Raw genomic sequence first — 25,845 nt, forward strand, 5'->3', positions numbered from 1 at the left:
GGAGATCGTGTCGTGCTCTGCCTTGCCGTCTTCCGGCCTCACCGTGCGCCTACCAGGTCGACCTGGAGTAGACGTCCTTGCCGTCGATCACCACACCGACCGTGGTACCGGGATGGCCGTAGAAGCACCGCAGCTCGATCGAGCCGGTCCCGCCGAAGGTCCGCGTCTCACCGGCGCCTCCCGGGCTGGTGCTCCCGTCGATGATGTTGTGCCAGCCGGGAGTGGTCGGGTTGGTGCCGGACCAGCACTCCACCCGGTGGCTGCCCTGGGGGAAGTCGCTGTAGTTCACCTTGTAGCGGGCGCAGGACGAGTGGCGGCAGTCGCTGTTGTTGACCCGGGAGCCGTGCACCACGGTCGCCTGCGGATCAGGTGCCGACACGGTGGTGCCGGTCGCCGATGCCCAGCTACCGCAGCCGGCCACGTTGCACGCACGCGCCTGGAGCGTGTACGTCCTGTCGTAGCCGTTGTTCCCGACGGTGATGTTGGTGGGCCAGCCACCCTGCTGGATCGTCCCCGAGTTGCTCCACGAGCCCGAGGCCCGCCACTCGATCCGCTGCACCGCACGTCCGCCGTCCGAACCCGGGCCACGCACCGTGAAGTACCCGCCCTGGCCGTTGCCGGACCGGTGCCAGGTGACCCCTGGCGTGCCGGGCACCGTGTACGGGGTGACGGCCGGGCTGGACTCCCCGGACCAGGCGGAGCACGCACCCTGGGCGTTGCAGGCCCGCACGCTGAACGTGTAGGCGGTGCCGTTTGACAGGCCCTGGTAGGTGTACGACGTGCCGGTGATCGGGCCCTTCGGGTTCGCCTGGTTCGCCCGCACCTCGTAGTACCCGCCCGTGCCGCGGAAGTCACCGATCGCGCCCCAGCTCACGTCCGCCTGTCCGCTGGTGTTGCTGCCCAGCTGGGCGCTCGGCGTGCCAGGCCGGTCCGGGGTGCCGTGCGGCAGGACGGCGTTGGACTGCGGGCTCCTCTCGGAATTGCCCGCCTTGTTCCGGGCCGTCACCTGGAACGTGTAGCTCTTGTCGGTGTCCAGGTTCTGCACCGTCTGACTGGTCCCGGCGATGTCCGGGAGCGTCCGGACCACCGACCCGCCCTGCAGGATGTCGAGGTCGTAGTCCTTGATCGCGTCACCGTTGTTCGCCGGGGCGGTCCAGCTCACCTCGACCTGGCCACCCAGGTTGGTGTTCACGCGTGTCGCGGTGGGCGCGGCGGGCTGCTCCGGCGGACCGGCCGGCACCTCGGGCGCCGACGGGTCGGACCACTCCGACGGGTCGGGCGCCTTGTTCTCGGCCTGCACGCGCACCGTGTACGCCGTGCCGTTCTCCAGTCCCTCCCAGGTCGTGCTGGTGCCCTGGAGACACTCCTTCTGGATGGGGCCGCTCGGCGGTGCCGGCGAGATCTCCAGGTTCACGCAGTCGATCGGCGACCGGTCCGTGTAGGTCCGGTTGACCCACGTCACGTCGAGCGCCTGGTCGCCGAAGTCCAGTTCCGGGGGAGCCGGCTGGTCCGGCTTCTCGTCCGGACGCGCCTCCTGCGACGGAGCGGAGGCCTCGCCCAGCCCGACCTCGTTCTCCGCCTGCACCGTGAACGTGTACGTCACGTTGTTCGTCAGGCCCGAGAAGGTGCAGGTGGTGGTGGGGCACTGCTGCTCGTCCTGCTGCGAGGACGTCACCGTGTAGCTCTCGATCGGCGCACCGTTGTTGTTCGGCTCGTCCCACGTCAGCACCACGGTCTCCGACCGCACCTCCTCCACGCGCGGCGCGCGCGGGGCCTCCGGCTTGCCCAGCACGGTCAGGTTCACCACACCGTCGACCTGCCGGTCCGGGTCCTTGGTGGCGTCCTGCACCGTGTACTTCACGCGCATCGCGCCGTGGAAGCCTTCGTCGGGTGTGACGACGACCTGGTCGCCGCTGTAGGTGGCCGTTCCGCTTCCCGTCTCGACGACCGGGACGCCGAACAGTTCGAGCGGCGTCTCCGGGAACGGGTTGGTGTCGTTCACCAGCACGGCGACGTTCTCCGCCACGCCCTCGTGCGCACCGTCCACCACGTCGTCGCCCGTGACGGCCAGCGGCCGGTTCGAGGCCACGACCTGGACCGTCAGGTCGCCCCGGACCGGATCGGTGTGACCGTCGGTCACGGTGAACGGGATGGTCTGCGAGGCGCCCTTGGTGACCGACGGCTCCGCCTGGGCCGTGACGGTGCTGCCCTGCACCGAGGCGGCCAGGCCGTCACCACCGCCCTCCACGTCGAACGTGAGCTCGTCGTTCTCCGGGTCGCGGACATAGGCCGCCAGGTCGACGGCGCCCTCGTCGCCAGCCGGCACCTCCAGCACGGGGCTGCCCGTGATCTCGGGCGGCTGGTTGTCCCTCGCCCTGACCTCGATGGGGAGCGTGAGGGTCGCCTTGCGACCGTCAGGGTCCTCCGGGCTGTCGCCGTCGGTCACCTCGAAGCTCACCGACGCCGGGCCGATGTAGTCCTTCTTGGAGACATAGGTCATGCCCGCCAGACCCGTGACCTCGACGGATCCCTCCACGGCACTCACGGTGGACTCCTCCGTGATGCGCGGCTCCAGGCCCTCCTCGACCACGACGTACTCGTTCAGGTCGATCTCCAGCGGCTCGCCGCTGATGGCCTCCAGCGGGTCCAGACCCGGCTTGAGGTGCGGGGTCAGCGAGTCACCGGGAACCCGGATGAACGCGCTCGACTCCAGCCCGTCCATGTCCGTGACCGTGTACGTGATGATCTGGAGGTCCGGCTCCATCGGGACCGTGATCCCGCCGTCGTCTGTCAGGGTGGCGGCGCCCGCGTCCGAACCCAGGCTCACCTCCAGGTCGGCGGCGACACCGTCCGGGTCGACGTCGTTGGCCAGCACGTCCACCGTGACGGCATCCTTGCCGACCACGTCCGGGATCGACAGGACGTCGTCGTTCGCCACCGGAGGCAGGAGCGGGGCGTCCCGGGACACCTTGACCGTGATGGCCGCCTGCGCCCGCGCCTTGTAGGAGTCCTGGATGCCGTAGTAGAAGGGGTGCTCCCCCGCCTCGGAGGGCGCGGTCACGATCACCTGGTCGTCGACGACGGCCGGATCGAGGTCTCCGGTGCTGCCGAACAGGGACTCCACCAGGCCGATCTCGTCGCCGTCCGGGTCGGTGTCGTTCGCCAGTGCGTCGATCGCCACCGTGCGGTCCGGACGCACCAGCGTCTCGTCGTCCTGCGCGACGGGCTTCTGGTTGGTCTCGGGCAACGGCGCGATGCCGACCCGGACCGTGCCGATGCCCACGGCGCCGCGTGTGTCTGTCGCGCTGTAGGTGAACGTGTCCGTCCCGACGGCGTCGGGCGACGCCTCGAAGTCGATGAATCCGTCGGTGATCCGGGCCCGGCCCATCGTCGGCGCACCCGAGATGTCCGACAGCATGACGTAGTCGCCGTCCGGATCGATCCCGTCCAGCGGCACATCGATGCGCACCGTGCCACCGGACAGCACCCGCGCGGTCACGTCCGGCAACTGCGGCGCGGCGTTCTTCTCGTCGTCGCGCACGTTGATCGTGATCTGCGCCGAGTCACGCTGCCCGTTCGGGTCACTCACCTCGTACACGGCATGCGCCACCCCGGCCTCGTCACCCGCCTTGAAACGCACCACCTCCTCGGACACGAACCCCTCGCCCAGGTCGGCGGCCGGCTCCTCGACCAGGTCCGTGGCGAGCTCGATCGGCAGGCCGTCGGGATGGGAGTCGTTCTTCAGCACGGGGATCGTCACGGTGTCGCCGACATGCACGTCCACCTCGTCGGCTCCCGCCTCCGGCGGCCGGAGGCGTTCCGACGTCGGGATGGGCACGACATGCACCTGGCCGTCCGCGGCGGCCTCGCCGTTCGACACGGTGTAACCGATCGTCACCGTGGACTCGAGGCGACGGTTCTCGGTGATCTTCAGCACCTGATGGTCCAGCACCGCCACGGTGAGACCGGAGTCCTCGGGAACGTCCAGTTCCTGAACCACGAGCACGCCACCGGCGGGATCGGTGTCGTTCGCGAGCACGTCCACCAGGCCCTCGCCGCCCTTGGGCAGCAGTGCCTGGTCGGACACCACCACCGGCTTGCCCGCATCGTCCGGCGGCTCGAGCACATCCACCCGCACCAGGCCGGTCACCGTGGGGTTGGGGCCGTCGCTGACGTAGTACGGGATGTCGTACGAGCCCGGCTTCTCACTGACGAACCGGAAGGCGCCCGCCGTGTGGTTCGGCGTGATCTCCACCGACTCGGCGTCGCCCACCTCGACCAGCCGGAGCCGGTCCTCGTCCGGGTCCGAGTCGTTCGCCAGGGGGCGCACCGTGACGGGATCGCCCACCAACGTCGTCACGTGGTCCTGCACCGGGATCGGCGGCTGGTTGTCCGATTCGACCTGCACGTTCACGAGACCCTTGGCGATGGCCCCCTCGCCGTCGGACACCGTGATGTCGACGATCTTGCGCCCGGTCGCGCCACCGCCGTCGAGGAACTCGAGCGTGCCGTCCGGCCGGGAACGCACCTCGTCGTTCGGGTCCTTCGTCGTGGCCGTGGACAGGAACAGGTCGTCCCCGTCGGGATCCTTGAAGTACGGCAGCACGTTGATCGTCGCGGTGCCGCCCTGGGCCGCCTTGAGCACCGGCCCGGAGACGTCATCGGCCATCAGTTCGGGAGCCTTGTTCTCCTCCGGCGGGCGGACCGTCAAGGTGACGTCCGCCTCGGCGGTGCCGTTCTCCCGGCCGTCGTCGACCTGATAGGTGAACGTGATCGTGCCCGTCGCGTCCGCCGGCACGTCGGCCTGCAGGGCGGCCCCGTCGAGCACGCGGTCCACGGTGACGCCGGTGCTTCCGTCCGGCCCGTCCAGGACGGACGCGGTCATGACGTCGCCGTCCGGGTCGACGTCGTTGCCCAGCACGTTGAGCACCGTGGTCCGGCCGGCGCGCACGCCCAGGTCGTCGTCCTCGGGCCGCGGCTGCTTGTTCGGCTTGTCGCGGTCGGCAACCGTCTGGTCCACCTGCTCGAAGACGGTCTCCTGGGAGTCCGTCTCCTCGCCCTCGTCGTCCTCGTTGTCCTTCAGGTCCCAGTCATCGACCTTGCGGTACTCCTCGGTGGGCAGCCAGAGGTTGCCGCCGATCACGTCGTTGAGGATGATCCGGCCACGGTTCGTGCGGTACTCCAGGACCGCGCCCGGCGACAGGCCCTCCAGCGTCTGACGGTCGTCGGAATCCGTCCCTGGACAGTCCCGGATCACGTCGCCGGTGGTCGACCACGCACCGTAGGTGCAGCCGCCGACCTGAACGGGAGCGGCGGGGGAGCCCGACGCGGGCTGCTTGAGTGCGTCGCCGCCGTCCAAGGGCTGACTGATCAGCGCATCGGTGACGGCCACGGCCACCGTGTCCGACTCACCCGACGGCTGCTGGAGCTGCGCCTCGGCGAAGCCCTCGACACGGATCCGGTCGCCCCCCGGGATGATCAGGGTCTCCGCGGTGGGATCCAGCACCACGGGACGGTCTCCGACCGCCGAGACCTGCAGATCCGCACCCTCCTGGACGCTGACGCGCTCGGTCTCCACCTCGCCCGGCGTGCCCCGGCCGCTTGTCGGGACGATCGTCAGTTCGCCGCCCTCGGCAGCCGTCGCCACGTAGACCGTGCCGTCGGTACCCACGGCCAGCGTGCCGCCCTGGCCGATCTCCGCGGTGGGGTCGAGCTTCTCCTCGTCGAACGCCGGCGCGCCGTCGAAAGGCAGCACCCAGAGGCGGCCCGTGTCACCGTCGTACACGGCCGACGCGGCACCACCCGAGGCCACCTGCGCGCCCGCCGGCAGGGTCAGGGTGCCACCGAGCCGGAGGTGGGCCGGGTCGACCGGGCTCGCCTCGGAGGCGCCGTCGTTGTCGAAGAGAACGCGGCCACCGTCCTGCGAGATGTCGAACGTCGTGGAGTTCGTCGCCATGACCCCGTCGATCGAGCCGGCCTCGAAGTTGTACCGGCCCAGTTCGCCATGGCTCACCCTGGTCACCCAGATGCCGGAGTCGTTCAGCACGACCTCCGCGGTGGCTTCGCCGTCGTACCAGAGAGCGAGGCCGAGGAGGGCGCCGGAGAAGATCGTGACGACACCTGCTGACGCGACCGCGCGCTTGTTCTCCATGAGACGTGACACCAGGGACACAGGTCTCCTCCTCGACTACAACGTTGTGTGGTCAGCACGGGCGCGGGACCCGGTCACCGCGCGGCCTGCTGCCGACCCGTCCGAATAATCTGGTTGGTCCACACTCAGATTCCGAAGTTGACCCTACTAGGAGGCACTGACACACAGACAGACAATACGGATGGGGAGATCTCCCCATCCGCAGGATCTACACACTTTTGCGGGTTGTGACGGTCATCTCCGGATGACGTTTCAGCCCTGGCCGAAACGACATCGGGCAGTCGTCCAAGTCCGGCGGCTCCTCCCGGTCAAGAGGCCGTGAGCGCGACCCGGCTGCCGACGCCCAGCCCCCAGCGCTCGAAGCTCCCGGCCGGCGCCTCCAGCACCTCCTTCGCGCCACGCCGCATCGCCGAGACACCCCAGGGCCGCAGCACCTGTGCGTGCAGCACCTCGCCCTCCCGGCTCAGCAACGCGACGTCGAGCCGCACGCGCATCCACGCGCCGTGCACCGACGAGCACGGGCGCAGGATCAGCGCCTCGGGCAACGTTCGCCGGAACAGCAGTCCGCGTGCGCGGGTCAACGCCGTGTCGGCGACCTCGGCCTCGGCGACCGGGTTCCCGTCGACCATGAGCGTGCACCGCTTCATCGCATTCTCCTTCTGCGCCTGGACAGTTGTTCACGCCGAGTGGTTCGCGCGCAATTCCTCAATCGGAGGTGCGCCTTTTTATCATGTCCGCCGGGCCCGGCATAAGGGTTGGCTCCGGACGGCTTCCGACGGGGTCTCACCACGCATCCCCGGCTCACGGAAAGCCCCTCCATCCGTGACCGATCGGGCGCTGAGCGTGTGCACTTCGTGACTGGTTCACGACCCGGACCAGACCCCCTCCACACCTGGTCAGCACCGCCATGACGCGGACGCCATCGTTTTCCGGCCGCGAAACGCCCGCGACACCTCCTGTTCACTTTCCTGGAAACGGTGACCGTTCCGCCACGGACATGCTTGACGGTCAGCAACGAGCCCGTCAGCATCCAACATGGACCCGCCAGAATTGCCCCGGTCACAGTTCGATGTTCGGCAGTGCAGCCCGACAGAGGACGAGTTTGCACTTTCCCGAAACATGCGCACGGTACCGTCCGGGGGCGCGCTCGGCGTTGAGCTAGTTAATGGCGGTAGCAAGCTAGTTCGGCAACAAGAGGGAGACAACGTGCTCGTCGTCGCGATCGGTGCGCCGGAAGGCGTCCACGCCGCCGTCCACCGGGCGGATCCCACGCTGGACTCCGTGGTGGCCACGATCCGCCGGCTGCCCGTCGACGACGTCGTCCTCGCCACCCGCGACGAGGAGGCGCGCAAGGTCGCCCGTGCCGCACGGCTGGTCCTGGGTTCCGAGCGCCTCGCGCTGCTGCATCTCGACGTGCACGTCACCGCGTGGGCCGTCGTCCTCGCCGGCCTGACCACCCCCGCGCTTCCCGCGGCGTCGGCCCTCGCCGTGGCCGACGACGTCCTCGCCCACGTCTCCACGCGGGCCATCGTCTCGACCGTGACGTCCCTGGAGAAGCCCGCGCCGACGTTCCGCCAGCACGCCGGGAGCCTTCTTCCCAGCTCGGCCTTCGTGGTCGATCCCGGCCGCGGCACCGTCGGGCGGTTCCTCGGGCACCTCGGGATCCCGGACGGCGAGATCATCGTCATCGCCCGGTCGGCCCGGCCGGTCGTGCCCGAGGCGCACGACCTGCTCCCCCACCCCGCCGACGTCGAGCTGGGCGGACCGCAGGGGCTCAGGGCGGCGGAGTGGCCGGCGCCGCGATGGCTCGAGGTGTCGAGCCTCGCCTCCCCGCTCACCTCCACCATCACCAACGTGGCCTCGGGGTTCTTCCACTGGCCGGCCTGCGAGGTCTGCGGCCGCGCCGCCCCGGAGTCGTGCCTTTTCTGCGATGTCGCCGCACGTCCCGCCCGGACCGGGCCGCGCGGCGGCATCGCAGGATCCACTCCCACCACCGAGCCCTTGGAGGCGGTCAATTGAACCCCCGGCAGCGACGCGGAGTTTTCCTTCTCGTCGTCACCTCCGTCCTCGCCGTCGCCGTCTTCGCCGGCGTCCTGTACTACGTACGCACCGTGAGCACCCAGGTCGGTCCGATGACCACCGTGCTGCAGCTGAACCGCGCGGTGGAGGCACAGGAGCCCATCGAGCCGGCGATGCTGGAGGAGGTCGAGGTCCCGGAGCGCTGGGCGCCCGAGTCCGCGCTCCACGACAAGGACGAGGTGGAGGGCCTCGTCGCGGCCACCGCCTACCAGCGAGGCGCCATGGTCCAGAGCGGGATGCTCGTCGAACGCCCGATCGTGGAGCCCGGGTTCCGCGAGGTCGCCGTCATCGTCGACGCCGAGACGGGTGTCGCGGGCAAGGTGCGGCCCGGTGACCGGGTGGACGTCATCGCGACGATGAAGGCGGACGGCGGCTCCAAGAACCTCGCCCGGGTGTGGGTGTCGAACGTCCTGGTCGTCGAGGTCGGGATCCCCACCACCGTCGAGGAGCCCGATGACATCGCCCCGAGCCGGGGCCTGCCGGTGACGTTCGCGCTGAGCACCGAGGACGCGCTGACGCTGGCGTACATCGAGACCTTCTCCGAGAAGATGCGCATCGCCCTGCGCGGTGCGGGCGACGAGGAGGAGATCCCGTTCGAGGAGCGGACCTTCAACGGCACCTTGCCCCAGAAGAAGCAGGAGGGCTGACCATGGCCACCAAAGTCCTGCTCGTGACGGCGTCGCACGAGGTCCGGGACCATCTGGGGCACGTGCTCTCCGAGTCCGACGGGTTCGAGCTGGCCGCGGCCGTGCCCGACAGCCCCGGCGTCATGACCGCGCTGGACCGCCACCCCGACGTCGGCCTCATCGTGATCGACGAGGCCGCCGACGACGGCCGGGGCCACGCCCTGACCCGCACGGTCGGCATGGCGGTCCCGCTCATCGGGATCGTCATGGTCGTCGAGGCGCACAACGCGGCCGAGATGAGCACCGCGATGGCCTCCGCCATGGACGTCGGCGCCCGCTCGGTGATCGCGCGCACCGCAGGACTCGAGGAGGTCCTGACCCGGTTCGAGGCCGTCGCGGCGTGGTCCGCCGTGGCACAGGCCGCCGTCTCCGCGGAACGCAGCGGCGGCCGCAGCGGGCGGATCGTGGCCGTGGCCGGTGCCAAGGGCGGTGTCGGCACATCGGTCCTGGCCCTGCTCCTGGCCCGGGCCGGGCGCACCGGGAACACCACGCTCGTCGACCTCGATGTCGGCGCCGGCGACCTCACCGCCTATTCCGGGGTGCGCACCCGCCGCTCCGTCGTCGACCTGGCGGGTGTGGAGGGCGAGATCACCGGGCGCATGCTCCGGGAGACCACGTACGAGGTGCCGGGAGGCATCCGGCTGCTCCCCGCCCCGGCCGACGGCGAACGGGGTGAGGAGGTCACGGCCGCCGCCGTCCGGTCGATCCTCTCGGGCCTCCGCTTCGAGTCCGACCTCGCGGTGCTCGACGTCGGGACCCACCTCGACGAGGCCCGCGCCACCGCCCTGGAGTTCGCGGACCGCGTCCTGCTCGTCAGCACGCCCGACCTCCCCTCGCTGCGGTCCGCGCGCCGCGCGATCGCGCAGTGGGAGCGCCTGGCCATCCGCCAGTCGACGTCGGTCGAGCTGGTGCTGAACCGCCGCACCTCGAAGGACGAGATCACCCCCCAGCTCGCCGAGCGCATCGTGGAACGGCCGGTCGCGTTCACGGTGCCCGACGGCGGCGCCACGTTCGCCGCCGCGGTCAACACCGCCACGCTGCTGGAGTCGCCCACGCCGGTGCACAAGGCCGTCGCCGAGGTGGGCGCCGCCGCGGTGCGCGAGGAGGCCGCGGCCGCGCCGTCGGACACGCAGGACGGCCCCACGGAGGTCGAGGCGCTCGTGGCTGCCTCCTCCCGCCGGCCGGGCCGCCGCGACCGCAAGGCGGAGGAGAGGGCGGAGAAGGCCGGAAAGAAGGGGAAGGGCCTTCCGGCCGGCCGCTCCGGCGCCCGGGAGGCCGGCCAGGCGACGGTCGAGCTTCCGGTCTTCATCTCCATAGCTCTCCTGACGATCCTGCTGTGCGTCCAGGGCATCGGCTGGGCCTCGGGCCTGCTGACCGCCCGCGCCGCGGCGCAGGAGGGCGCCCGGACGGTCGGCATCGTCGGCTACCACGACACCGAGGACGACGCCGAGCGGATCGCGGAGGTCGAGCGCCGCGTCCGGGACGACGTCCGTGACCACCTGCCCGACGCCATGCGCGACACGGTCCGCGACTCCGACATCCTCATCTCGTCCGACGAGGTGAGCGTGCGCGTCGTGGTCCGAACGGTTCTTCCCGGCGTGGACCTGTCCGCGTCGTCCACCGCCCCCGTGTACTCGGAGCGCTGACATGACTTCCCACACCCCGGAAAGCAGGACCACGGGCGCCATCACCCCGGCGGCAGACGCCCTGGACGACGGCGGGACGCCGGCACCCCGGGGCCGCACCGTGGGCGAGCGCGGCCAGGCGGCCGTCGAGCTGGTGGGCGTCGTCTTCGTCGTCCTGCTGGTCGCACTGCTCTCGATCCAGGGCATCACCGTCGCGCAGACGGCGTCGATCACGCAGGAGGCCGCCCGCAACGGCGCCCGGGCCCTGAGCCAGGGCGACGACTGGCACGCCGTGGTGGAGAACCAGATCCCCGACGGCCTGGAGCTCGAGGAGGCCGAGTCGGTGACCGAGGGCGGCACCGCCCGCGTGCGGGTCACCGTGTCCGCGCCCCTCGGGCTCGGCGAGATGACGGTCACCGACGTCTCCCTCACCCGCTCGGCCGATTTCCCCCTCGACGGTCTCCCGGACGGGGCCGGGGACGAGCCGGCCCCCACCGACGAGCCCACCGGGGAGGACACCTGACATGGCCCTTCGAGACCGGCTGGCCGCCGAAGAACGGCACGACGAGGACAACGACCTGGCCAAGGTCTACCGCGAGCGCCTGCTCGAGGAGATCGACGTCGACGAGCTCTCCCGCCTCGCCCCGCCGCAGCGGAGGGTGCGCCTGGAACGGGTGCTGTCGCGCATGCTGTCGGTGGACGGGCCGGTGCTGTCGGCCCGGGAGCGCAGCGCGCTGGTGCAGCGGATCGTCGACGACGCGCTCGGGCTGGGCGTGCTGGAGCCGCTGCTGGCGGACGAGTCCATCACCGAGATCATGGTCAACGGGCCGCAGGACGTGTTCGTGGAGCGGTACGGGAAGGTGGAGCGGGTGCCGACGCGGTTCCCGTCGTCGGACCAGCTCTACCAGACGATCGACCGCATCGTGTCGCAGGTGAACCGCCGCGTGGACGAGTCCTCGCCGATGGTGGACGCCCGGCTGCCCAGCGGTGAGCGGGTGAACGTCATCATCCCGCCGCTGGCGCTCGACGGGCCGACGCTGACGATCCGGCGGTTCCCGACGCCCTTCCGGATGAGCGAGCTCGTGGACCGCGGCACGCTCGACGAGCGCACGGCGGCTCTGCTGGGCGCGTGCGTGCGGGCGCGGCTGAACATGGTGGTGTCGGGCGGGACGGGTTCGGGCAAGACGACGTTCCTGAACGCGCTGTCGGGCATGATCCCGGAGCACGAGCGCATCGTGACGATCGAGGACGCCGCGGAGCTGTCGCTGCAGCAGGGGCACGTGGTGCGACTCGAGTCCCGCCCGGCGAACGTGGAGGGACGCGGGGCCGTGGTCATCCGTGATCTGGTCCGCAACGCGCTGCGTATGCGGCCGGACCGGATCATCGTCGGTGAGGTCCGGGGCGGCGAGACGCTGGACATGCTGCAGGCGATGAACACGGGTCATGACGGGTCGATCGCGACGGTGCACGCGAACACCGCGCAGGACGCGCTGGGCCGGCTGGAGACGCTCGCGTCGATGAGCGAGGTCGAGCTGCCGGTGACGACGCTGCGCGACCAGATCAACTCGGCGATCGACGTGGTCATCCATCTCGATCGCGCGCAGGACGGCTCGCGCCGGGTGATGGAGGTGCAGGCGGTGCGGTCGCGACGCCGTGAGGAGTACGCGCTGACGCCGCTGGTGGAGTTCGTGGCCGATCCGCTGGGCCCGGACCGGGTGGTGAGCGGCCGGTTCGTGCCGTCGCAGCCACCGGAGGACCTCGTGGAGCGGCTGCGTCGGGCCGGTGAGACCGTACAGGCCTCGGGCGGAGGTGAGGTGCGATGACCCTCCTCCTCGTGGCGGCAGGGCTGGTGGTGACGCTCCTGATGGCGGCGGCGACCGTGGCGACTCTCGCGAACAACGCGGAGATCGAGCGGCGGATCGTGGAGTCCGCCGAGATGGACGGCAAGAAGCGCGTCGGCGTGTTCGTCCGTCTCGACGAGCGGCTGCAGAAGGTCCGCTGGGGGCGGCGCCTGCAGGCGCTGCTCGCCGGTTCCGGCCTGCCGGCGTGGTCGCCGTCGATGTTCCTCGTCGCGACGGCGACGGCGTCCGTCGTCGCCGGCCTGATCGTGCTCCCGCTGTTCGGCCGCGCGACGGCGGTGCTGGCCGTGGTGATCGTCATGGTCGCCGTGCGGAGCTGGCTGGAGCGGCGCCGCAGGCAGCGCGTGGACCGCTTCGTGGCGCAGCTTCCGGAGCTGGCGCGGCTGCTCGCGAACGGCGCGTCGGCGGGACTGGCGGTGCGCCGGTCGCTGGAGATGGCGGCGGACGAGATGCCCGAGCCGGCCAAGTCCGAGGTGGCGCAGGTCAGTGCCGAGATGGCGCTCGGCCGCTCGTTGCGCCAGGCCCTGGACAGCCTGAGCAACCGTCTCCCGTCGCGGGAGCTGTCCGTGCTGGTGCAGACCCTGTCCATCCAGGGACGCGCGGGCGGTGCCCTGATCACGGCGCTGTCGGGGATCGGGACCACGCTGGAGGAGCGGCGGCGGCTGCGCCGGGAGGTGGTCACCTCCACGATCGGCGCCCAGTTCTCCGGGTACACGGTCATCTTCCTCGCGTTCGGCGCGGTGGCGCTGATGAACGCGTTCAGCCCGGGGGTGGTCGACGAGATGATCACGAACCTGATCGGACAGGTGGTGCTGCTCGTCGCGACCGGCCTGTTCGTGTTCGGCTACCTGCTGGTCCGCCGCCTGGCGAAGGTGGAGGTGTGACGTGGGGCGCAGTGGACGGTACGGGCCGAGGAACGAGGCACGTGCCGGGAACGGAGCCCCAGGAACACGGACCCGAAGGAGGAGAGGTGTGACGTGTTCGCCCTGCTGATCTCGCTCGCCGCGGCCGGGGTCGCCGTGCTCGGCATGGCCGGGTTCCGGCTGGTGACCAGCACCGGCCTGGAGGATGTCGAGGCCGAGTACGCGCCCGAGGAGGTGAAGCGGTCACGCGGTTTCGGCGGGGTGCTCGACGCGCTGGGGACGCCGCTGCAGCGCACGGCGGTGCGGCTGCGCGGCCGGGCCCGCCTCCAGCGGCTGGACACGCTGCTTCGCCGTGCCGGGCGGCCCGACGGCGTGACCCTGGCGATGTTCGTGCGTCGCGAGGCGGCGCTCGTCCTGCTGGGCATCCTCTTCGGCCTGCTGTTCGCGCTCCAGGGCTACTGGCAGATCGGCCTGGTGCTGTTCCTGGCGCTCAGCACCTGGATGCGCCTGTGGTTGCAGATGGAGGCGAACAAGCGGCAGCAACAGGTGGACCAGGAACTGCCCGACTTCCTCGACGTGCTCGCCGTGACGGTGACCGCTGGTCTGGGATTCCGCCAGGCGCTGGAGCGGGTGTGCGAGTTCCACGGCGGAGCGCTGGCCGGGGAGATGCGTACCGCGCTGCGGGAGATGAACGTGGGCGCTCCGCGGAGGCAGGTCTTCGAGGCCTTGCGCGAGCGCAACAAGTCCCGCGCGGTGGGCACGTTCGTGACGGCGTTGCTGCAGGCCGAGGAGCTGGGCGTGCCGCTGGCGGAGGCGCTCACCGCGATCGCGGCCGACGTGCGCCGCGAGCACGCCGAGAACGTGCGGCAGAAGGCCGCCCGCGCGGCGCCGATGGTGTCGCTCGCGGTCACCGTGACCATCCTGCCGGGAGCCTTGATCCTCATCGTCTCGGCGGTGCTGATCGCCAACGCGGGGGTGCTCGGTGGGATCTTCTGAGCCTGCCTCCGGGGCCGCCCGGCCGCGGCGCGGCATGGACCTGACGACGCAGCGGGCAATCGGGCCCGCTGTGCGCCTGCTGTGCCAGGTGCGGCTCGTGGTCCTCGCGTTCGCCCTGGTGCTCGCGACGCTCGACGGCGCCGGCTGGCTGGGCGTGTTCCTCGTGGTCCTCGCGGCGCCGTTCTCGTTCGTGCCCGCCCTGAACTGGGACACGCGCGGCCGGGTCTACGCCCGGAACGGCATCCTGCTCGCGGGCGACATCGTCGTCGCCGTCGTCGCCCTGATCCCGCTGGCCGGTTCCCCGCTCATGGCGGTCTACGCCGCCGCGACCGCGGCGCTCTGGGGCCTGTTCGCCGGCCTGCGGCTCGGCCTCGTCATGGCGGTGCCCCTCTGCCTGTTCCAGGTCACCGCGTTCGAGCCGTCGTGGCGTGGCTTCGTCACCGGGTTCTCCGGAGCCACCCTCACCGCCGTCATGACCTGGACCGGCACGATGCTCGGCCGGCGGCTGCGGAAGCAGGCCACGATCACCGCCGAGCTGGCCGCGACCCGCGAGCACCGGGCCGTCCTGGCGGAACGTCTGCGCCTCGCCCGCGACCTGCACGACACCGTCGCCGGGGACCTCGCGGGCCTCTCCCTGGCGACGCGCGGGCTCGCCGACCGCCTGGCGCGGGAGGGCGCTTCCCCCTCCACCATCGACGTGGCCCGCGGGCTGAGCGACGCGGTCCAGACCGCGCACCGGCACACGCGGAGCGCGCTGGGCGAGCTGCGCGACGAGTCCCGCGGCGTCACCGGCCCCGTGACGGACATCGCCCGCCGCTGGACGGAACGCACCGGGATACCGCTCGACGTCACCGTCCGCGCGGGTGCGGACGAGATCATCGGCCCCGGCCGCGCGCGGCACATCCGCGCGGTGGTCACCGAGCTGCTGGAGAACATCCGCAAGCATTCCGGGGCCTCCCGGGTCGACGTGCTCGTCACCACCACCGGGCCCGCCGCCGAACTGCTCGTCACCGACGACGGGCGCGGTCTCCCCGACGAGGTGCCCGCGACGAGCGGGTACGGCCTGCGCGGCATCCGGGAACGGGCCGCGCTGTGCGGCGGCGACGTCATCTGGGCTCCGGCGCCCGGTGGCGGGACGTCCGTGCGCGTGTTCCTGCCCGCCGAGCCCGAAGGGCTGCCGGGCGATCCTGCCGACGACGCGTCCGGCGTCGTCTCCCACCAGCTGCCGCGGGTGCCGTCCGGCGTCCGCGGCCCGACAGCGGAGGTGGCCTGATGCGAATCCTCGCCGTGGACGACAACCCGATCATCCGGATGGGGCTGAGAACGCTCCTGGAGGGCACCGAGGGCGTGACGTCGGTGATCGACACCGGCGACCCGGAGGAGGCCGTGGCGCACGTGCTCGCCGGCTGGGTCGACGTCGTGCTCCTGGACGTGCGGATGCCCGCGATGAGTGGCCTGGAGCTGCTGCCCCGGCTGGCGGGCGGCGCGACCGTGGTGATGCTGACGCACACCGACGACCCTGCGACCGTCTCCGAGGCGATCGCCGCCGGGGCCGCCGGGTACCTGGTGCACGGTGCGCTCGAACCCCGGGCCATGGTGGACGCGATGCGCCTGTGCCAGGGCGGGAGCCAGGTGGTCTCCGGTGTCACGGCCGGGGCCCCCTCCGTCGGCCACGACGCCGCACCCGGCCCCGACCCCACCGTGCGGAGCCTGCTGTCCCCGCGTGAGGCGGAGGTGATGGATCTCGTCGCCGACGGTCTCTCGAACGGCGAGGTGGCGCAGCGCCTGTTCGTCTCCGAGAAGACCGTGAAGAACCACGTCAACAGCCTGTTCGCGAAGCTGGGCGTCACGACGCGGAGCCAGGCCATCGTGATGTGGCTCCGCCGGGGCCACGGCCCCGGTAGGGGTAGGCCCGAAGACCCAGCCAAGACAGGCCCTGACCTGGGACCTCACGCCCTGGGAAGGGCGGGCGTCCATCCATAGATTCAGATCAGTGCTGCGGCGGGTTCCGCAGCCTGACCGAGGAACCGCACACGTGGAGGACGTCATGAACACGCTCACGCAGAAGGTCGTCGCCGCCCAGGTGGCACTCAAGGCTCACGCCGACCGCCTCACCCGCCGCGCGCACGACGGCGAGTCCGGCCAGGGCACCGTCGAGTACGTCGGCGCGGTCCTGCTGGTCGTGGCCATCGTCGGCATCGTGATCGCCGCCAACGAGGAGGTCGGCGACGCCATCGTCGAGCAGCTCACCGAGGCCGTGAAGAACATCAGCGGCGAGGGCGGCGGCGGCGAGGGCTGACCAGCACCCGAGTACTACGGAGGAAGTTGATGCGTCGGACCGCACTCACCCTGCTCACCGCCACCCTGGTGAGCCTGTCGGCAGGCTGCGGGCTCCTCGGCCCTGAGGATCCCGTGCCCGACGGCGGAGCGTCGTCCGGCGCACCGACCCCCGCGACCCCGTCCGAAGGCTCCGAGCCGCCGGACGGGGTCGTTCCCGTGGAGACGGCGTGGGCCGGGACGCGGCTGCGCCTCGACGTCCACCCGATCGAGACCGACGGCGAGTACGCCGTCCTGCGGTACGACATCACGGCCACACCCGACGACCCGTCCGACTCCCCGAGGTGGTCCACGCTCGAGCTGAGCCTCGGCGGGCTCGGCAACTCCGCCACGGACGGCCGGGGCGTCCGCCTCTTCGACACGGGCGCCGGCCTCGTGCACCCGGTCGCCCAGGGCGACGACGGCCCCGCCGCGACGATCGAGCGCGCCGACGGGAACGACGGGGACGACGACGCGCTGCGGGGCACCGGGACGGCCGTCTTCGCCGCCCCCGAGGGAGACACCGCCGACGTGCTGTTCCCCCGGTTCGGCGCCGCCCTGGGGGTCCCCGTGACCGAGGCCGGCGACGGTTTCACCGCGGCCGTCGACCTGACCGGCGGCGTCGAGGACGCCGAGACCCGGAAGATTCGCGCGTTCACCCACTCCTACGACGAGGAGTCGTCGACAGCCGCCGAGGGCGACCAGGTGACGGTCACCCTCGCGTCCGACGTCCTCTTCGCCCCCGACGAGCACACGCTGTCGGGGAAGGCCCGGGCCGTCGTCGACCGCGCGGCCGACTCGATCATGAACCAGGCCGATGCCGGCGAGGTGCACGTCGTCGGGCACACGGACGACGTCGACTCCGACGCCTACAACCAGAACCTCTCGGAACGCCGCGCCGCGGCCGTCGCACAGCGGCTGGAGGCCGCGCTCGGCTCCGGCTACACGCTCACGGAGGAGGGCCGGGGCGAGTCCGAACCGGCCGTCGAGGGCACGAGCCCCGCGGCGCGCGCCGCGAACCGCCGCGTCGAGATCGAGTTCCAGGGCCACCTCGTGGTGGAGGACGACGCCGACGACGGCGACGGCCTGCCCGAGACCGACGCGCCGACCGCCGAGAACGGCCCCGTCACCATGGCGTCCAACGGCGGCGAGTACGAGGTGCGAGTCACCTCGATGGTCCGCCGGCCGGATGCGATCGTCGGGACGCTGACCGCCGAACGGACCGGTGGCGACTCCGTCGACGCGGCGTGGTTCCTCCCCTCCAACCTCAAGATGGTGGGATCCCGGAGGTTCGGCACCCTCGCCGAGGCCGCCGGCGCGCACAACCTCGCGCTGCTCGGCTCGTCCGAGCGCGTCCTGCCCTTCGACTACCAGGCGAGCGGGGCGATCGAGAACTTCCCGCTGCGGCGCCTCCTCGGCAGCGAGGAGGTCCCCACCGTCGACACGGGTGAGAGCGCCCGCATCACCGTCGTCTGGCCCGACACCGGCCAGGACACCGTGACCGTCGACGCGCCCGAGCGGTTCCGGATCACCGGCGTCCCCGTGACCGACGGGACAGGAGACTGAGATGCTGCGCGCCCACCGACGACACACCGGCGAGCCCGGAAACCACGACCCGCACGCCCGTCCGTCGACGCCGACGGAACCGGCACCCGCGACCGCCGGCACCGGCACCTCCGGGACCGACGACGGCGAACGCGGGTCCCTGCACGTCCTGACCATCCCGACCGCCGTCGCCTTCGTGACCGGCGCCGTCCTCGTGATCACGATGGTCGGGTCGGCCACCGACGACCGCCGCAGGACCGGCACCGCCGCCGACGCCGCGGCGCTCGCCGCCGCGCAGGAGTGGGACAACCACCTGGGCATCCTGAGCGGACTGCACCTCGGCGCCACGGAGGTCACGGGGTTCTGGGGCATCCTCGACGCACCGCTGCTGACCGGCGGCGTCCGGGCGGAGATGTACGAGGCGGCGGAGGTGTACGCCGAGCGCAACGGCGCCGAGCTCACCGCCCTCCACATCGACCCCGCCCGGCTCCGGGTGACCGCCGAGGTGCGGCACGAGGACGAGATCCCGGTCGCGGAGGTGCGCTCGGAGGCGTCCGCGACGGCGCGGGTCCGGCTGACCGGCGGACTGTGCCTGGGCGACGACGGCCTGGGCTGGCGGGTCGACGGCGACTGCGTGAGCGATCCCGCGGACGTCTTCGGCCTGGAGGACCGCCTCGACGACCTGCTCGACGAGCTCGAACGGCATCCCGGCAACGCGGACGACGCCGACGAGGACGACGCGGCCGACGACGCCGAGGACGGCGAGGACGGCGAGGACGGCGAGGACGGCGAGGACGAGGAAGAGGAATGGAGCCCGCCCGAGGTGGCCGGGTTCCGCAGCGACGTCGTGCTGGCCGACTGAGGCCGGGCGGCACGTCCCGCGCGCGGCATCCGCGCGCGACCCCACGAACTGGGTGGTCGGAAGTGTTGATGAGGGTCCTCTTCCGACCACCCGTTGCTCCGCGCGCTTGGCTCAGGCGACCGCGCGGCGGTAGGTCAGCCCGCGCAGCAGTGTCTCCGCCGGCCCGCGTGCGCCCCGGCTCTCCTGCCACACCGCGAACACGACGGTCAGCCCCCACACGCCGATCGCGTAGAGGAACACCGTGAACGAGCTCAGGTGCCACCCCAGCCCGAGCCCCCACGCGGCCAGCACCGGCGCGCACAGCACCGACTGCAGCAGATAGCAGGTGAGCGACCGCTTCCCCACCGCCTGGAGCGCCCCGGCCACCGGTCCGTCCAGGGCGAGCACGCCACCGGCACGGACATCTGGCGCGCCCGCCGACGGGATCCGATCCGCGGACGACCGCCGTCGGGCGACGGCATCACCGACCACGCCCCACAGCGCGACATACCCCAGGCCACCGAAGAACCCCGTGAGCAGCGGGACCAGCAGGAAGAACTCGTCGTGTGCCGGGACACGGAGCACGCCGGTGTGGTCCAGGGCGCTCGGGAGGCCACCGATCAGGCCGACCGGGATGCCGACCGCGGCGACACGGCGCAGCAGGGGCAGGTGATCGCCCGGGTTCTCGAGGACGCGCCGACGGCCGGCCGCGATGCCGAGAAGGATCATCATCGGGATGACCAGACCGAAGGTGGCCTGGGCGATCGTCAGTGTCGCCCACTCGCCGAGCCGCACCGGGATCGACTCGACGTAGGAGGTCAGTGCGATCGCCGGCTCGTCGAGCAGGGCTCCCTCGGCGGCCCGGGCCGCCTCCGCGGACGAGAGCGGCGTCAGGGACGAGTCGACCACCACGTACGCCGTGAAGGCCAGGAGCAGCCCCAGCAACACGCTGACCGACATGAGCTGCGCGCGCTCCGTGCGGCGGAGGAAGACCCCCACGAGCAGCAGCCCGGCCAGGCCGTACGCACCCAGTACGTCCCCCTGCCAGAGCAGGGCGGCATGGAGGAACCCGAGAACCAGGAGCCAGAGGTGACGCACCTGCAGCAGGCGCAGGGCGCGCTTCTCGGTGGTGCCGGAGGCGATCTGCCGCGAGTACAGCTGCACCATGCCGTAACCGAACAGGAACGCGAACATCGGGTAGACCCGCTGATCGACACCGGTGATGACGAGGAGGTCCACGGCCCGGTCGAGCGGGGAGCCGTCCACCGGATGGACGTTGCCGCGGGCACGCTCCCGGCCCAGGAGGTAGAACGGGGTGTTGGCGACGGCGATGAGCAGCAGCATGAAGCCACGGGCCAGGTCCGGCGCGGGAGACCGCTCGGAGGTTCGGACGGGTCCGCGCGTCAGCGTTGTCGACACCGGTCCAACCTAGGGAGCCGTACGGCCGGGGAGCGACGGTCCGGCGGCCCAACCGCGGTGGGTGCGTGGACCCACCGGCACTCGGCGGGCCAGGCTCGGAACCTGCCACAACGCGCCGGGATGCGTGCCGCTTCGGGCACCCCACGGGCCACGGGTCGATGAGCCCAGGGGCCCGCCGGCCCCGGCAGGCCCGGTGGGTCCAGGGGCCCGGAACCCCCGTCCGGATTTGAGCCGCTGGGCCGTCGTGAACTGCGAAAACGTTCCCTACCCTGAGCCCGTGACGAAAGACACCACCCTCAGCCACCGCCCGTCCACGGCGCGTCGGCACCTCCGGGACCGCCTCGAAGGGCACTCGGACGAGTCCGGTCAGGCGATGCCGGACTACGTGGGCGTGATCGGACTGTTGATGCTGGTCGTGGGGGTGGTGGTCGCCGCGGCCACCCCGGTGGGTGCGGACGTGACAGAGCAGCTGGTCTGCGCGGTCTCACCCATCGTCAAGGAGGACGTGCAGGACGACTGCGGTGACGGCCAGGGGCCCGGCAGCGGTGACCGTGACGGTGATGGTGACGACGGCGGTGGTCGGGGCGGCGGTGGCGGTGGCGGTGGCGGCAAGGTGGACGTGCCTGATGACGGGTACGATCCGCCCGCGGGTGACTGCGAGCAGGATGTCACGTTCGACACGGTCGACACGGACCTGAGCGACTGGGACACGTCCGTGGTGCAGATCGGGTGCGAGTGGTTCCCGGTGCCCACGATCTGCTTCTCGGCGAACATGCCCGACGGGTTCCTGGACCGTGACAGCGGCGAACGGGTCTACCGCGGGGACGAGATCCAGGACCTCGTGGACTGCGTGACCGGCGGTCGCGACGACCCGAGCGGGGACCCGAACGACGAGAACTGCGCCAACGGGGTGCCCTCCAGCGGAGAGATCGACCCCGACGCCCCGCCGGTCGTGCAGATCGGCTGCCGGGAACTCCCCGTGCCCCGTGGCTGTGAGGACGAATGGGCCGCCTACGAGGACGCCGAACCCGGCAAGGAGCGCGCCGGTGTCTCGGGAAGCCTGGCGAACTGCGTCGCCGAAACCTACGACTCGATCGAGATCCCGTGCGTCGTCGAGGCCACCGGCCACGTGGACGAGACCAACACCTCGTTCCTGTTCTTCCGCTGGGGGAACAGCAACGGCACCCTGATCGAGAAGCTGGGCGACGGGCGCATCCGCATCCACATCCTGCGCGGCCTGGAGTTCGGCGCGGGGATCGCCGCCGAGGACGTCGGCGGGACCCCGGTGAAATTCGACATCGCCGGGATCACCGGGTACTCGAAGGACAAGACCTACGAGTTCGCCGACATGGACAAGGCCCAGGAGTGGATCGACTGGTACAAGCGCTACAACCGGCTCGAGGAACGCGTCTTCAGCCCGACCGTCAGCGCCTGCTCACCCCCGCTGACCCACTGTCCGTCCCTGCCGCACCAGCCGGACGTCGACGACCTCAAGGACCTCGCGCAGGAGGAGCCGGAGCATCACGAGCTGGCCGAGGCCGAGAGCGACATCAGGACGGTCACGCTCTCCGGTGGTCTGGTGATGAAGGACAAGGCCGGGAAGCTCGGGATGGAAGCCGGCGTCCAGGGCGGCTACGAGGGCGAGGTGCAGGTCGAGGAGCGGTTGTGGTCCGACGGGAGCCACTCCGCCACCTACACGTCGTCGGACATCGGCGGGTTCCTCATCGGTGCCAAGCTGGCCGGCAAGCAGCCGTTCACGAAGGGCAAGGGCGGCAAGCCCACCGGCCGGGGAAGCGCGGGCATCGCCGACAAGGTCGGCAAGGAGTGGAAGGGCACCACGAGCACCACGGTGGCGTGGGACAAGAACGGTGAGCTGTCCAAGCTGATCATCACCATGGACGACCAGGTGATGGACACCCTGTACAAGGTGGGTATCGACGCCGACGCCACACTGCCCTACGGCTTCGCCGCGGGCATCGCCTCGGGCAGGTCAGGGCAGGACGGCACCGTCTCGTCCCGTCAGTTCATCATCGACTTCAACCAGTACCCGGAACTACGCGACCGGCTCGGCCCGGAGATCGACGAGATCTTCCCGCGTGACGACGAGGGCAGGCTGATCAGGGACGACGTCGAGATCGACGGGGGCGACGCGGATGTCGGCGAGGTCTACGAGGCGGCCACGCAACACGCCAACGTCCGCGAGCTGGAGTACGACGCGAGCAAGGTCAAGAAGAGCGGCGACGCGCTCTTGACCTGGCGGGACGTGGATCTGTTCAAGGCCGAGTTCACCTCGGTGGACAAGGAGAAGACGCTGTCGGAGTCCTCGTTCGTGGTGACCGACGTCGACGGCAAGAAGCAGAAGATGTCGCCGGCGCCCAAGTGCGAGGCCAAGGACTTCGAGCAGCCCGAGAACTACTACTCCGACGACTTCTCCGACCCGCCCACCTCGACCGCGGACTCCAACCACGACCTCGGCGCGGAGCACCACTCGAACGGGAAGCCCAAGTACACCGAGGGCACCTACCCGGGCACCGACTACGACGGTGATGTACCCGGCGACGCGGCGGATCGCGTGCACTCCCTGGTGGACGAGTACTCAGAGGCCTTCCCGGACAAGAACATCCTGGTCGTCAAGGACTTCAGGCACTTCTCGTTCCGCGGCTCCACCGGCTGGGAGCACCTGGCGACCGTGGACGGCATGGACGTCATCGCGATCGACGAGGGCACCGTGAAGAACAAGGGCGACGGCGGCTGGATCAACTGGGGCTTCACCGGCAGCTACGACTACGACCCCGACACGAAGACCGTGAGGTTCGAGGAGAAGTAGGCGTTGGGCCCCGGGACCTATCCGCGCGACACCGGCGGAATGGGTCCCGGGGCCCCGCGACACGGGCCCGGATATGAGCCACTGGGCCGTCGTGACCTGCGAGAACAGTTCGTACGGTGGGCCTGTGACCAACCCGGACACTGCCCTCAGCCGTCACTCCGCCCCGGCGCGCCGACACCCGCCGAGCCGCCTGCGCGACGAGGCCGGGCAGGCGTTGCCGGAGTACGTGGGCGTGATCGGGGTCATGCTGCTGATCGTGGGGATCGTGTTCGCCGCGGCCACACCGGTGGGGGCGGACGTGACCGAGCAGCTGATCTGCGCGGTCTCGCCGATCGTCAAGGAGGACGGTCAGGACGAGTGTGCGGACGGGTCGGGTGGCGGGCCGGGAGGCGGCGACGACGTCGACGTCGACGTCCCCGACGACGGGTACAGCCCTCCGGAGGGTGACTGCGAGGAGGACGTCACCTTCGACTCGGTCGACACCGGCCTGAGCGAATGGAACACGTTCGTGGTGCAGATCGGCTGCGTGTGGTATCCGGTTCCGACGATCTGCTTCGCGGCGAACTCGCCCGAGGGGTTCCTGGACCGCGAGGACGGCGAACGGGTCTACCGCGCCGAGGAGATCCAGGACTTCGTGGACTGCGTGACCGACGGGCGCGGCGGGCCGAGCGAGGACCCGAACGACGAGGACTGTGCCACCGCCGTGCCCACCAGCGGTGAGATCGACGAGGACGCCCCGCCCATGGTGCAGGTCGGCTGCCGGGAACTGCCGGTGCCCAAGGGGTGTGAGGAGGAGTGGGCCGCCTACGAGGACGCCGAACCGGGCAGGGAACGCGCCGGGGCGTCGGGGCACCTGGCCAACTGCGTGGCCGACACGTACGACTCGATCGAGATCCCGTGTGTGGTCGAGGCCACCGGCCACGTGGAGTCCAACAAGGTGTCCTTCCTCTTCTTTCGCTGGGGCAACAGCAACGGCACGCTGATCGAGAAGCTCGGTGACGGGCGCATCCGCGTGCACATCCTCAAGGGCTCCGAGCACGGTTTCGGCCTCAGCGGGGACGGCGTGGGCGGTTCGCCGGTCAGCTTCGACATCGCCGGCATCACCGGCTTCGAGTCGGACAAGACCTACGAGTTCACCGACATGGACAAGGCCCAGGAGTGGATCGACTGGTACAAGGAGTACGACGCCCTGTACGGCAACTCCCCGTGTTCGCCGTTCGGGCCGAGCCTGACGGGCTTGTGCGAGAGGTCCTACCGCGAGGACATCCAGGACCTCCGGGACAGCGAACCCGAGCACCACGAGCTCGCCGAGGCGAAGAGCGAGATCAAGAAGGTCAAGCTCAAGGGCGGCCTGACCCTGGAGGGCAAGAGCAAGGGGGGCAACGGCTCGCTCGCCGGCAGCATCGAGGGCGGCTACGAGGGTGAGGTGCAGGTCGAGGAGCGGCTGTGGTCCGACGGCAGCCAGACGGCCACCTACACCTCCTCCGACATCGGCGGTTTCCTCATCGGCGCCAAGCTCGGCGGCAAGCAGCCGTTCACCAAGAAGGACGACGAGACCACCAGCAGCGGCGGCGCCAGCGGTGGTGACAAGGCCGGAGGGGAGTGGAAGGGCACCACGAGCACCACGGTCGCCTGGGACAAGGAGGGCGAGCTGTCCAAGCTGATCATCACCATGGACGATCAGGTGATGGAGACGCTGTACAACGCCGGGGTGGACGTCGAGGTGGCTCTGCCCTACGGCTTCACGGTGGGTGGCGGCTGGAGCAGGTCCGAGGAGGAAGGAACGATCTCGACCCGCCAGCTGATCATCGACTTCAACCAGTACCCGGAACTGCGGGAGAAGCTCGGCCCGGAGATCGACGAGGTCTTCCCGCGTGACGACGACGACCGGCTGATCAAGGGCGACGTCGAGATCGACGGGAACGACGAGGACGGCGGCGAACTGTACGAGGCCGCCGAGGACCACGCCAACGTCCGCGAGCTGGAGTACGACGCCAGCAGGGTCACCGAGGCAGGGAACGCGGGCCTCTCCTGGCAGGGCCTGGACCTGTTCAAGGCCGAGTGGACCACGGTCGACGAGGAACGCACCCTGTCCGAGTCCTCCTTCGAGGTCACCGACGTCGACGGCAACAGGCAGACCACCTCCCCGGCGCCGCAGTGCCGGGCCAAGGACTTCGAGCAGCCCGACGACTACTACGAGACCGACTTCTCCGACCCCCCGACCAGGAATGGGGACTCCAACCACGACCAGGGCACGGAGTACCTGCGCAACGACGACCCGAAGTACACCGACGGCACCTACCCGGGCACCGACTACGACGGGGACATCCCCGACGACCGGGCCGAACGGGTGCACTCGCTGCTGGACGAGTACTCCGAGGCCTTCCCGGACAAGAACATCCTGGTGGTCAAGGATTTCCGGAACTTCTCGTTCAAACAGCTCGAAGGCGCCGAGCACCTGGCGGACGTGCGGGGGATGGACGTCATCGCCCTCGACTCGGGCATCGTGCAGAACAAGGGTGACGGCGGCTGGATCAACTGGGGCTTCACCGGCAGGTTCGACTACGACAGCGACAAGAAGATCGTGGAGTTCAAGGAGAAATAGGAGATGGGCCCTCGGCCCCATTCCCACGGCTCC

At 70.8% G+C, this 25,845-nt stretch carries 17 protein-coding genes; 14 read left to right on the forward strand and 3 right to left on the reverse strand.

All coding sequences use genetic code 11. The features are described from left to right. Window positions 1–49: 49 nt before the first annotated feature. On the reverse strand, window positions 50–6,172 hold the full coding sequence (locus tag EDD34_RS17970; RefSeq protein ID WP_246012549.1) for an Ig-like domain-containing protein: 6,123 nt from the start codon (window positions 6,170–6,172) through the stop codon (window positions 50–52). A 287-nt stretch (window positions 6,173–6,459) separates the two neighbouring features. Further along, a complete protein-coding gene (locus EDD34_RS17975) occupies window positions 6,460–6,798 on the reverse strand; it encodes a DUF192 domain-containing protein (protein WP_123815788.1) in 339 nt (112 codons plus the stop codon). 559 nt (window positions 6,799–7,357) lie between these two features. Between EDD34_RS17975 and EDD34_RS20775 the strand changes: the two genes are divergently transcribed. The 12 genes from EDD34_RS20775 to EDD34_RS18030 all read left to right on the forward strand — a co-directional run bounded on the left by EDD34_RS20775 (window position 7,358) and on the right by EDD34_RS18030 (window position 18,982). Next, on the forward strand, window positions 7,358–8,170 hold the full coding sequence (locus tag EDD34_RS20775) for a hypothetical protein (RefSeq protein ID WP_170177119.1): 813 nt from the start codon (window positions 7,358–7,360) through the stop codon (window positions 8,168–8,170). Further along, entirely contained in the window at window positions 8,167–8,877 is a 711-nt protein-coding gene (gene cpaB / locus EDD34_RS17980) for a Flp pilus assembly protein CpaB (RefSeq protein ID WP_170177120.1), read from the forward strand. The genes EDD34_RS20775 and cpaB overlap by 4 nt, the downstream gene beginning before the upstream one ends. Before the next feature lie 2 nt (window positions 8,878–8,879). Beyond that, a complete protein-coding gene (locus tag EDD34_RS17985) occupies window positions 8,880–10,562 on the forward strand; it encodes a hypothetical protein (RefSeq protein WP_123815790.1) in 1,683 nt (560 codons plus the stop codon). A gap of 1 nt (window position 10,563) precedes the next feature. After that, window positions 10,564–11,064 carry a TadE/TadG family type IV pilus assembly protein gene (locus tag EDD34_RS17990; protein WP_123815791.1) on the forward strand — a complete coding sequence of 167 codons (501 nt, stop codon included), beginning with the start codon at window positions 10,564–10,566 and terminating at the stop codon, window positions 11,062–11,064. A gap of 1 nt (window position 11,065) precedes the next feature. Next, window positions 11,066–12,364: a TadA family conjugal transfer-associated ATPase gene (locus EDD34_RS17995; RefSeq protein ID WP_123815792.1), complete on the forward strand. Its 1,299-nt coding sequence runs from the start codon at window positions 11,066–11,068 to the stop codon at window positions 12,362–12,364. Next, on the forward strand, window positions 12,361–13,284 hold the full coding sequence (locus tag EDD34_RS18000) for a type II secretion system F family protein (RefSeq protein WP_123815793.1): 924 nt from the start codon (window positions 12,361–12,363) through the stop codon (window positions 13,282–13,284). Before EDD34_RS17995 ends, EDD34_RS18000 begins: the two co-directional genes overlap by 4 nt. 93 nt (window positions 13,285–13,377) lie before the next feature. Beyond that, window positions 13,378–14,259 (forward strand): type II secretion system F family protein, encoded by an 882-nt coding sequence (locus EDD34_RS18005; RefSeq protein ID WP_123815794.1) that lies wholly within the window; start codon window positions 13,378–13,380, stop codon window positions 14,257–14,259. Then, the gene (locus EDD34_RS18010) at window positions 14,246–15,532 is read left to right on the forward strand and encodes a sensor histidine kinase (RefSeq protein WP_211341627.1); all 1,287 of its coding nucleotides are present in this window, start codon (window positions 14,246–14,248) and stop codon (window positions 15,530–15,532) included. Before EDD34_RS18005 ends, EDD34_RS18010 begins: the two co-directional genes overlap by 14 nt. Then, window positions 15,532–16,242 (forward strand): response regulator transcription factor, encoded by a 711-nt coding sequence (locus EDD34_RS18015; RefSeq protein WP_123815796.1) that lies wholly within the window; start codon window positions 15,532–15,534, stop codon window positions 16,240–16,242. The genes EDD34_RS18010 and EDD34_RS18015 overlap by 1 nt, the downstream gene beginning before the upstream one ends. Window positions 16,243–16,306: 64 nt before the next feature. Continuing rightward, window positions 16,307–16,558 (forward strand): hypothetical protein, encoded by a 252-nt coding sequence (locus EDD34_RS18020; RefSeq protein ID WP_123815797.1) that lies wholly within the window; start codon window positions 16,307–16,309, stop codon window positions 16,556–16,558. Window positions 16,559–16,587: 29 nt separating this feature from the next. After that, window positions 16,588–18,141, forward strand: coding sequence for an OmpA family protein (locus tag EDD34_RS18025; protein ID WP_123815798.1), 1,554 nt, complete (start codon window positions 16,588–16,590; stop codon window positions 18,139–18,141). Between the two features lies 1 nt (window position 18,142). Further along, window positions 18,143–18,982: a pilus assembly protein TadG-related protein gene (locus EDD34_RS18030; protein ID WP_123815799.1), complete on the forward strand. Its 840-nt coding sequence runs from the start codon at window positions 18,143–18,145 to the stop codon at window positions 18,980–18,982. 111 nt (window positions 18,983–19,093) lie between these two features. On the opposite strand, the gene EDD34_RS18035 is transcribed toward EDD34_RS18030, so the two are convergent. Continuing rightward, window positions 19,094–20,380, reverse strand: coding sequence for a DUF418 domain-containing protein (locus EDD34_RS18035; protein WP_246012550.1), 1,287 nt, complete (start codon window positions 20,378–20,380; stop codon window positions 19,094–19,096). 277 nt (window positions 20,381–20,657) lie between these two features. Here EDD34_RS18035 and EDD34_RS18040 point away from each other — a divergent pair, with 277 nt between their 5' ends. Both EDD34_RS18040 and EDD34_RS18045 read left to right on the forward strand, forming a co-directional pair. Then, entirely contained in the window at window positions 20,658–23,207 is a 2,550-nt protein-coding gene (locus EDD34_RS18040) for a hypothetical protein (RefSeq protein ID WP_211341628.1), read from the forward strand. A gap of 124 nt (window positions 23,208–23,331) precedes the next feature. Then, entirely contained in the window at window positions 23,332–25,812 is a 2,481-nt protein-coding gene (locus EDD34_RS18045; RefSeq protein WP_246012551.1) for a hypothetical protein, read from the forward strand. Window positions 25,813–25,845 lie beyond the last annotated feature (33 nt).

This window comes from Myceligenerans xiligouense (genome assembly GCF_003814695.1).
GTDB classification, from domain to species: domain Bacteria; phylum Actinomycetota; class Actinomycetes; order Actinomycetales; family Cellulomonadaceae; genus Myceligenerans; species Myceligenerans xiligouense.

Excerpts from the sequence above, each read along its gene's own strand:
- EDD34_RS18025 (WP_123815798.1), top strand. The coding sequence starts at position 16,588 with ATGCGTCGGACCGCACTCACCCTGCTCACCGCCACCCTGGTGAGCCTG.
- EDD34_RS18030 (WP_123815799.1), top strand. The coding sequence starts at position 18,143 with ATGCTGCGCGCCCACCGACGACACACCGGCGAGCCCGGAAACCACGAC.
- EDD34_RS18000 (WP_123815793.1), top strand. The coding sequence starts at position 12,361 with ATGACCCTCCTCCTCGTGGCGGCAGGGCTGGTGGTGACGCTCCTGATG.
- EDD34_RS18015 (WP_123815796.1), top strand. The coding sequence starts at position 15,532 with ATGCGAATCCTCGCCGTGGACGACAACCCGATCATCCGGATGGGGCTG.
- EDD34_RS17975 (WP_123815788.1), bottom strand. The coding sequence starts at position 6,798 with ATGAAGCGGTGCACGCTCATGGTCGACGGGAACCCGGTCGCCGAGGCC.
- EDD34_RS17985 (WP_123815790.1), top strand. The coding sequence starts at position 8,880 with ATGGCCACCAAAGTCCTGCTCGTGACGGCGTCGCACGAGGTCCGGGAC.
- EDD34_RS17995 (WP_123815792.1), top strand. The coding sequence starts at position 11,066 with ATGGCCCTTCGAGACCGGCTGGCCGCCGAAGAACGGCACGACGAGGAC.
- EDD34_RS18020 (WP_123815797.1), top strand. The coding sequence starts at position 16,307 with ATGAACACGCTCACGCAGAAGGTCGTCGCCGCCCAGGTGGCACTCAAG.
- EDD34_RS17990 (WP_123815791.1), top strand. The coding sequence starts at position 10,564 with ATGACTTCCCACACCCCGGAAAGCAGGACCACGGGCGCCATCACCCCG.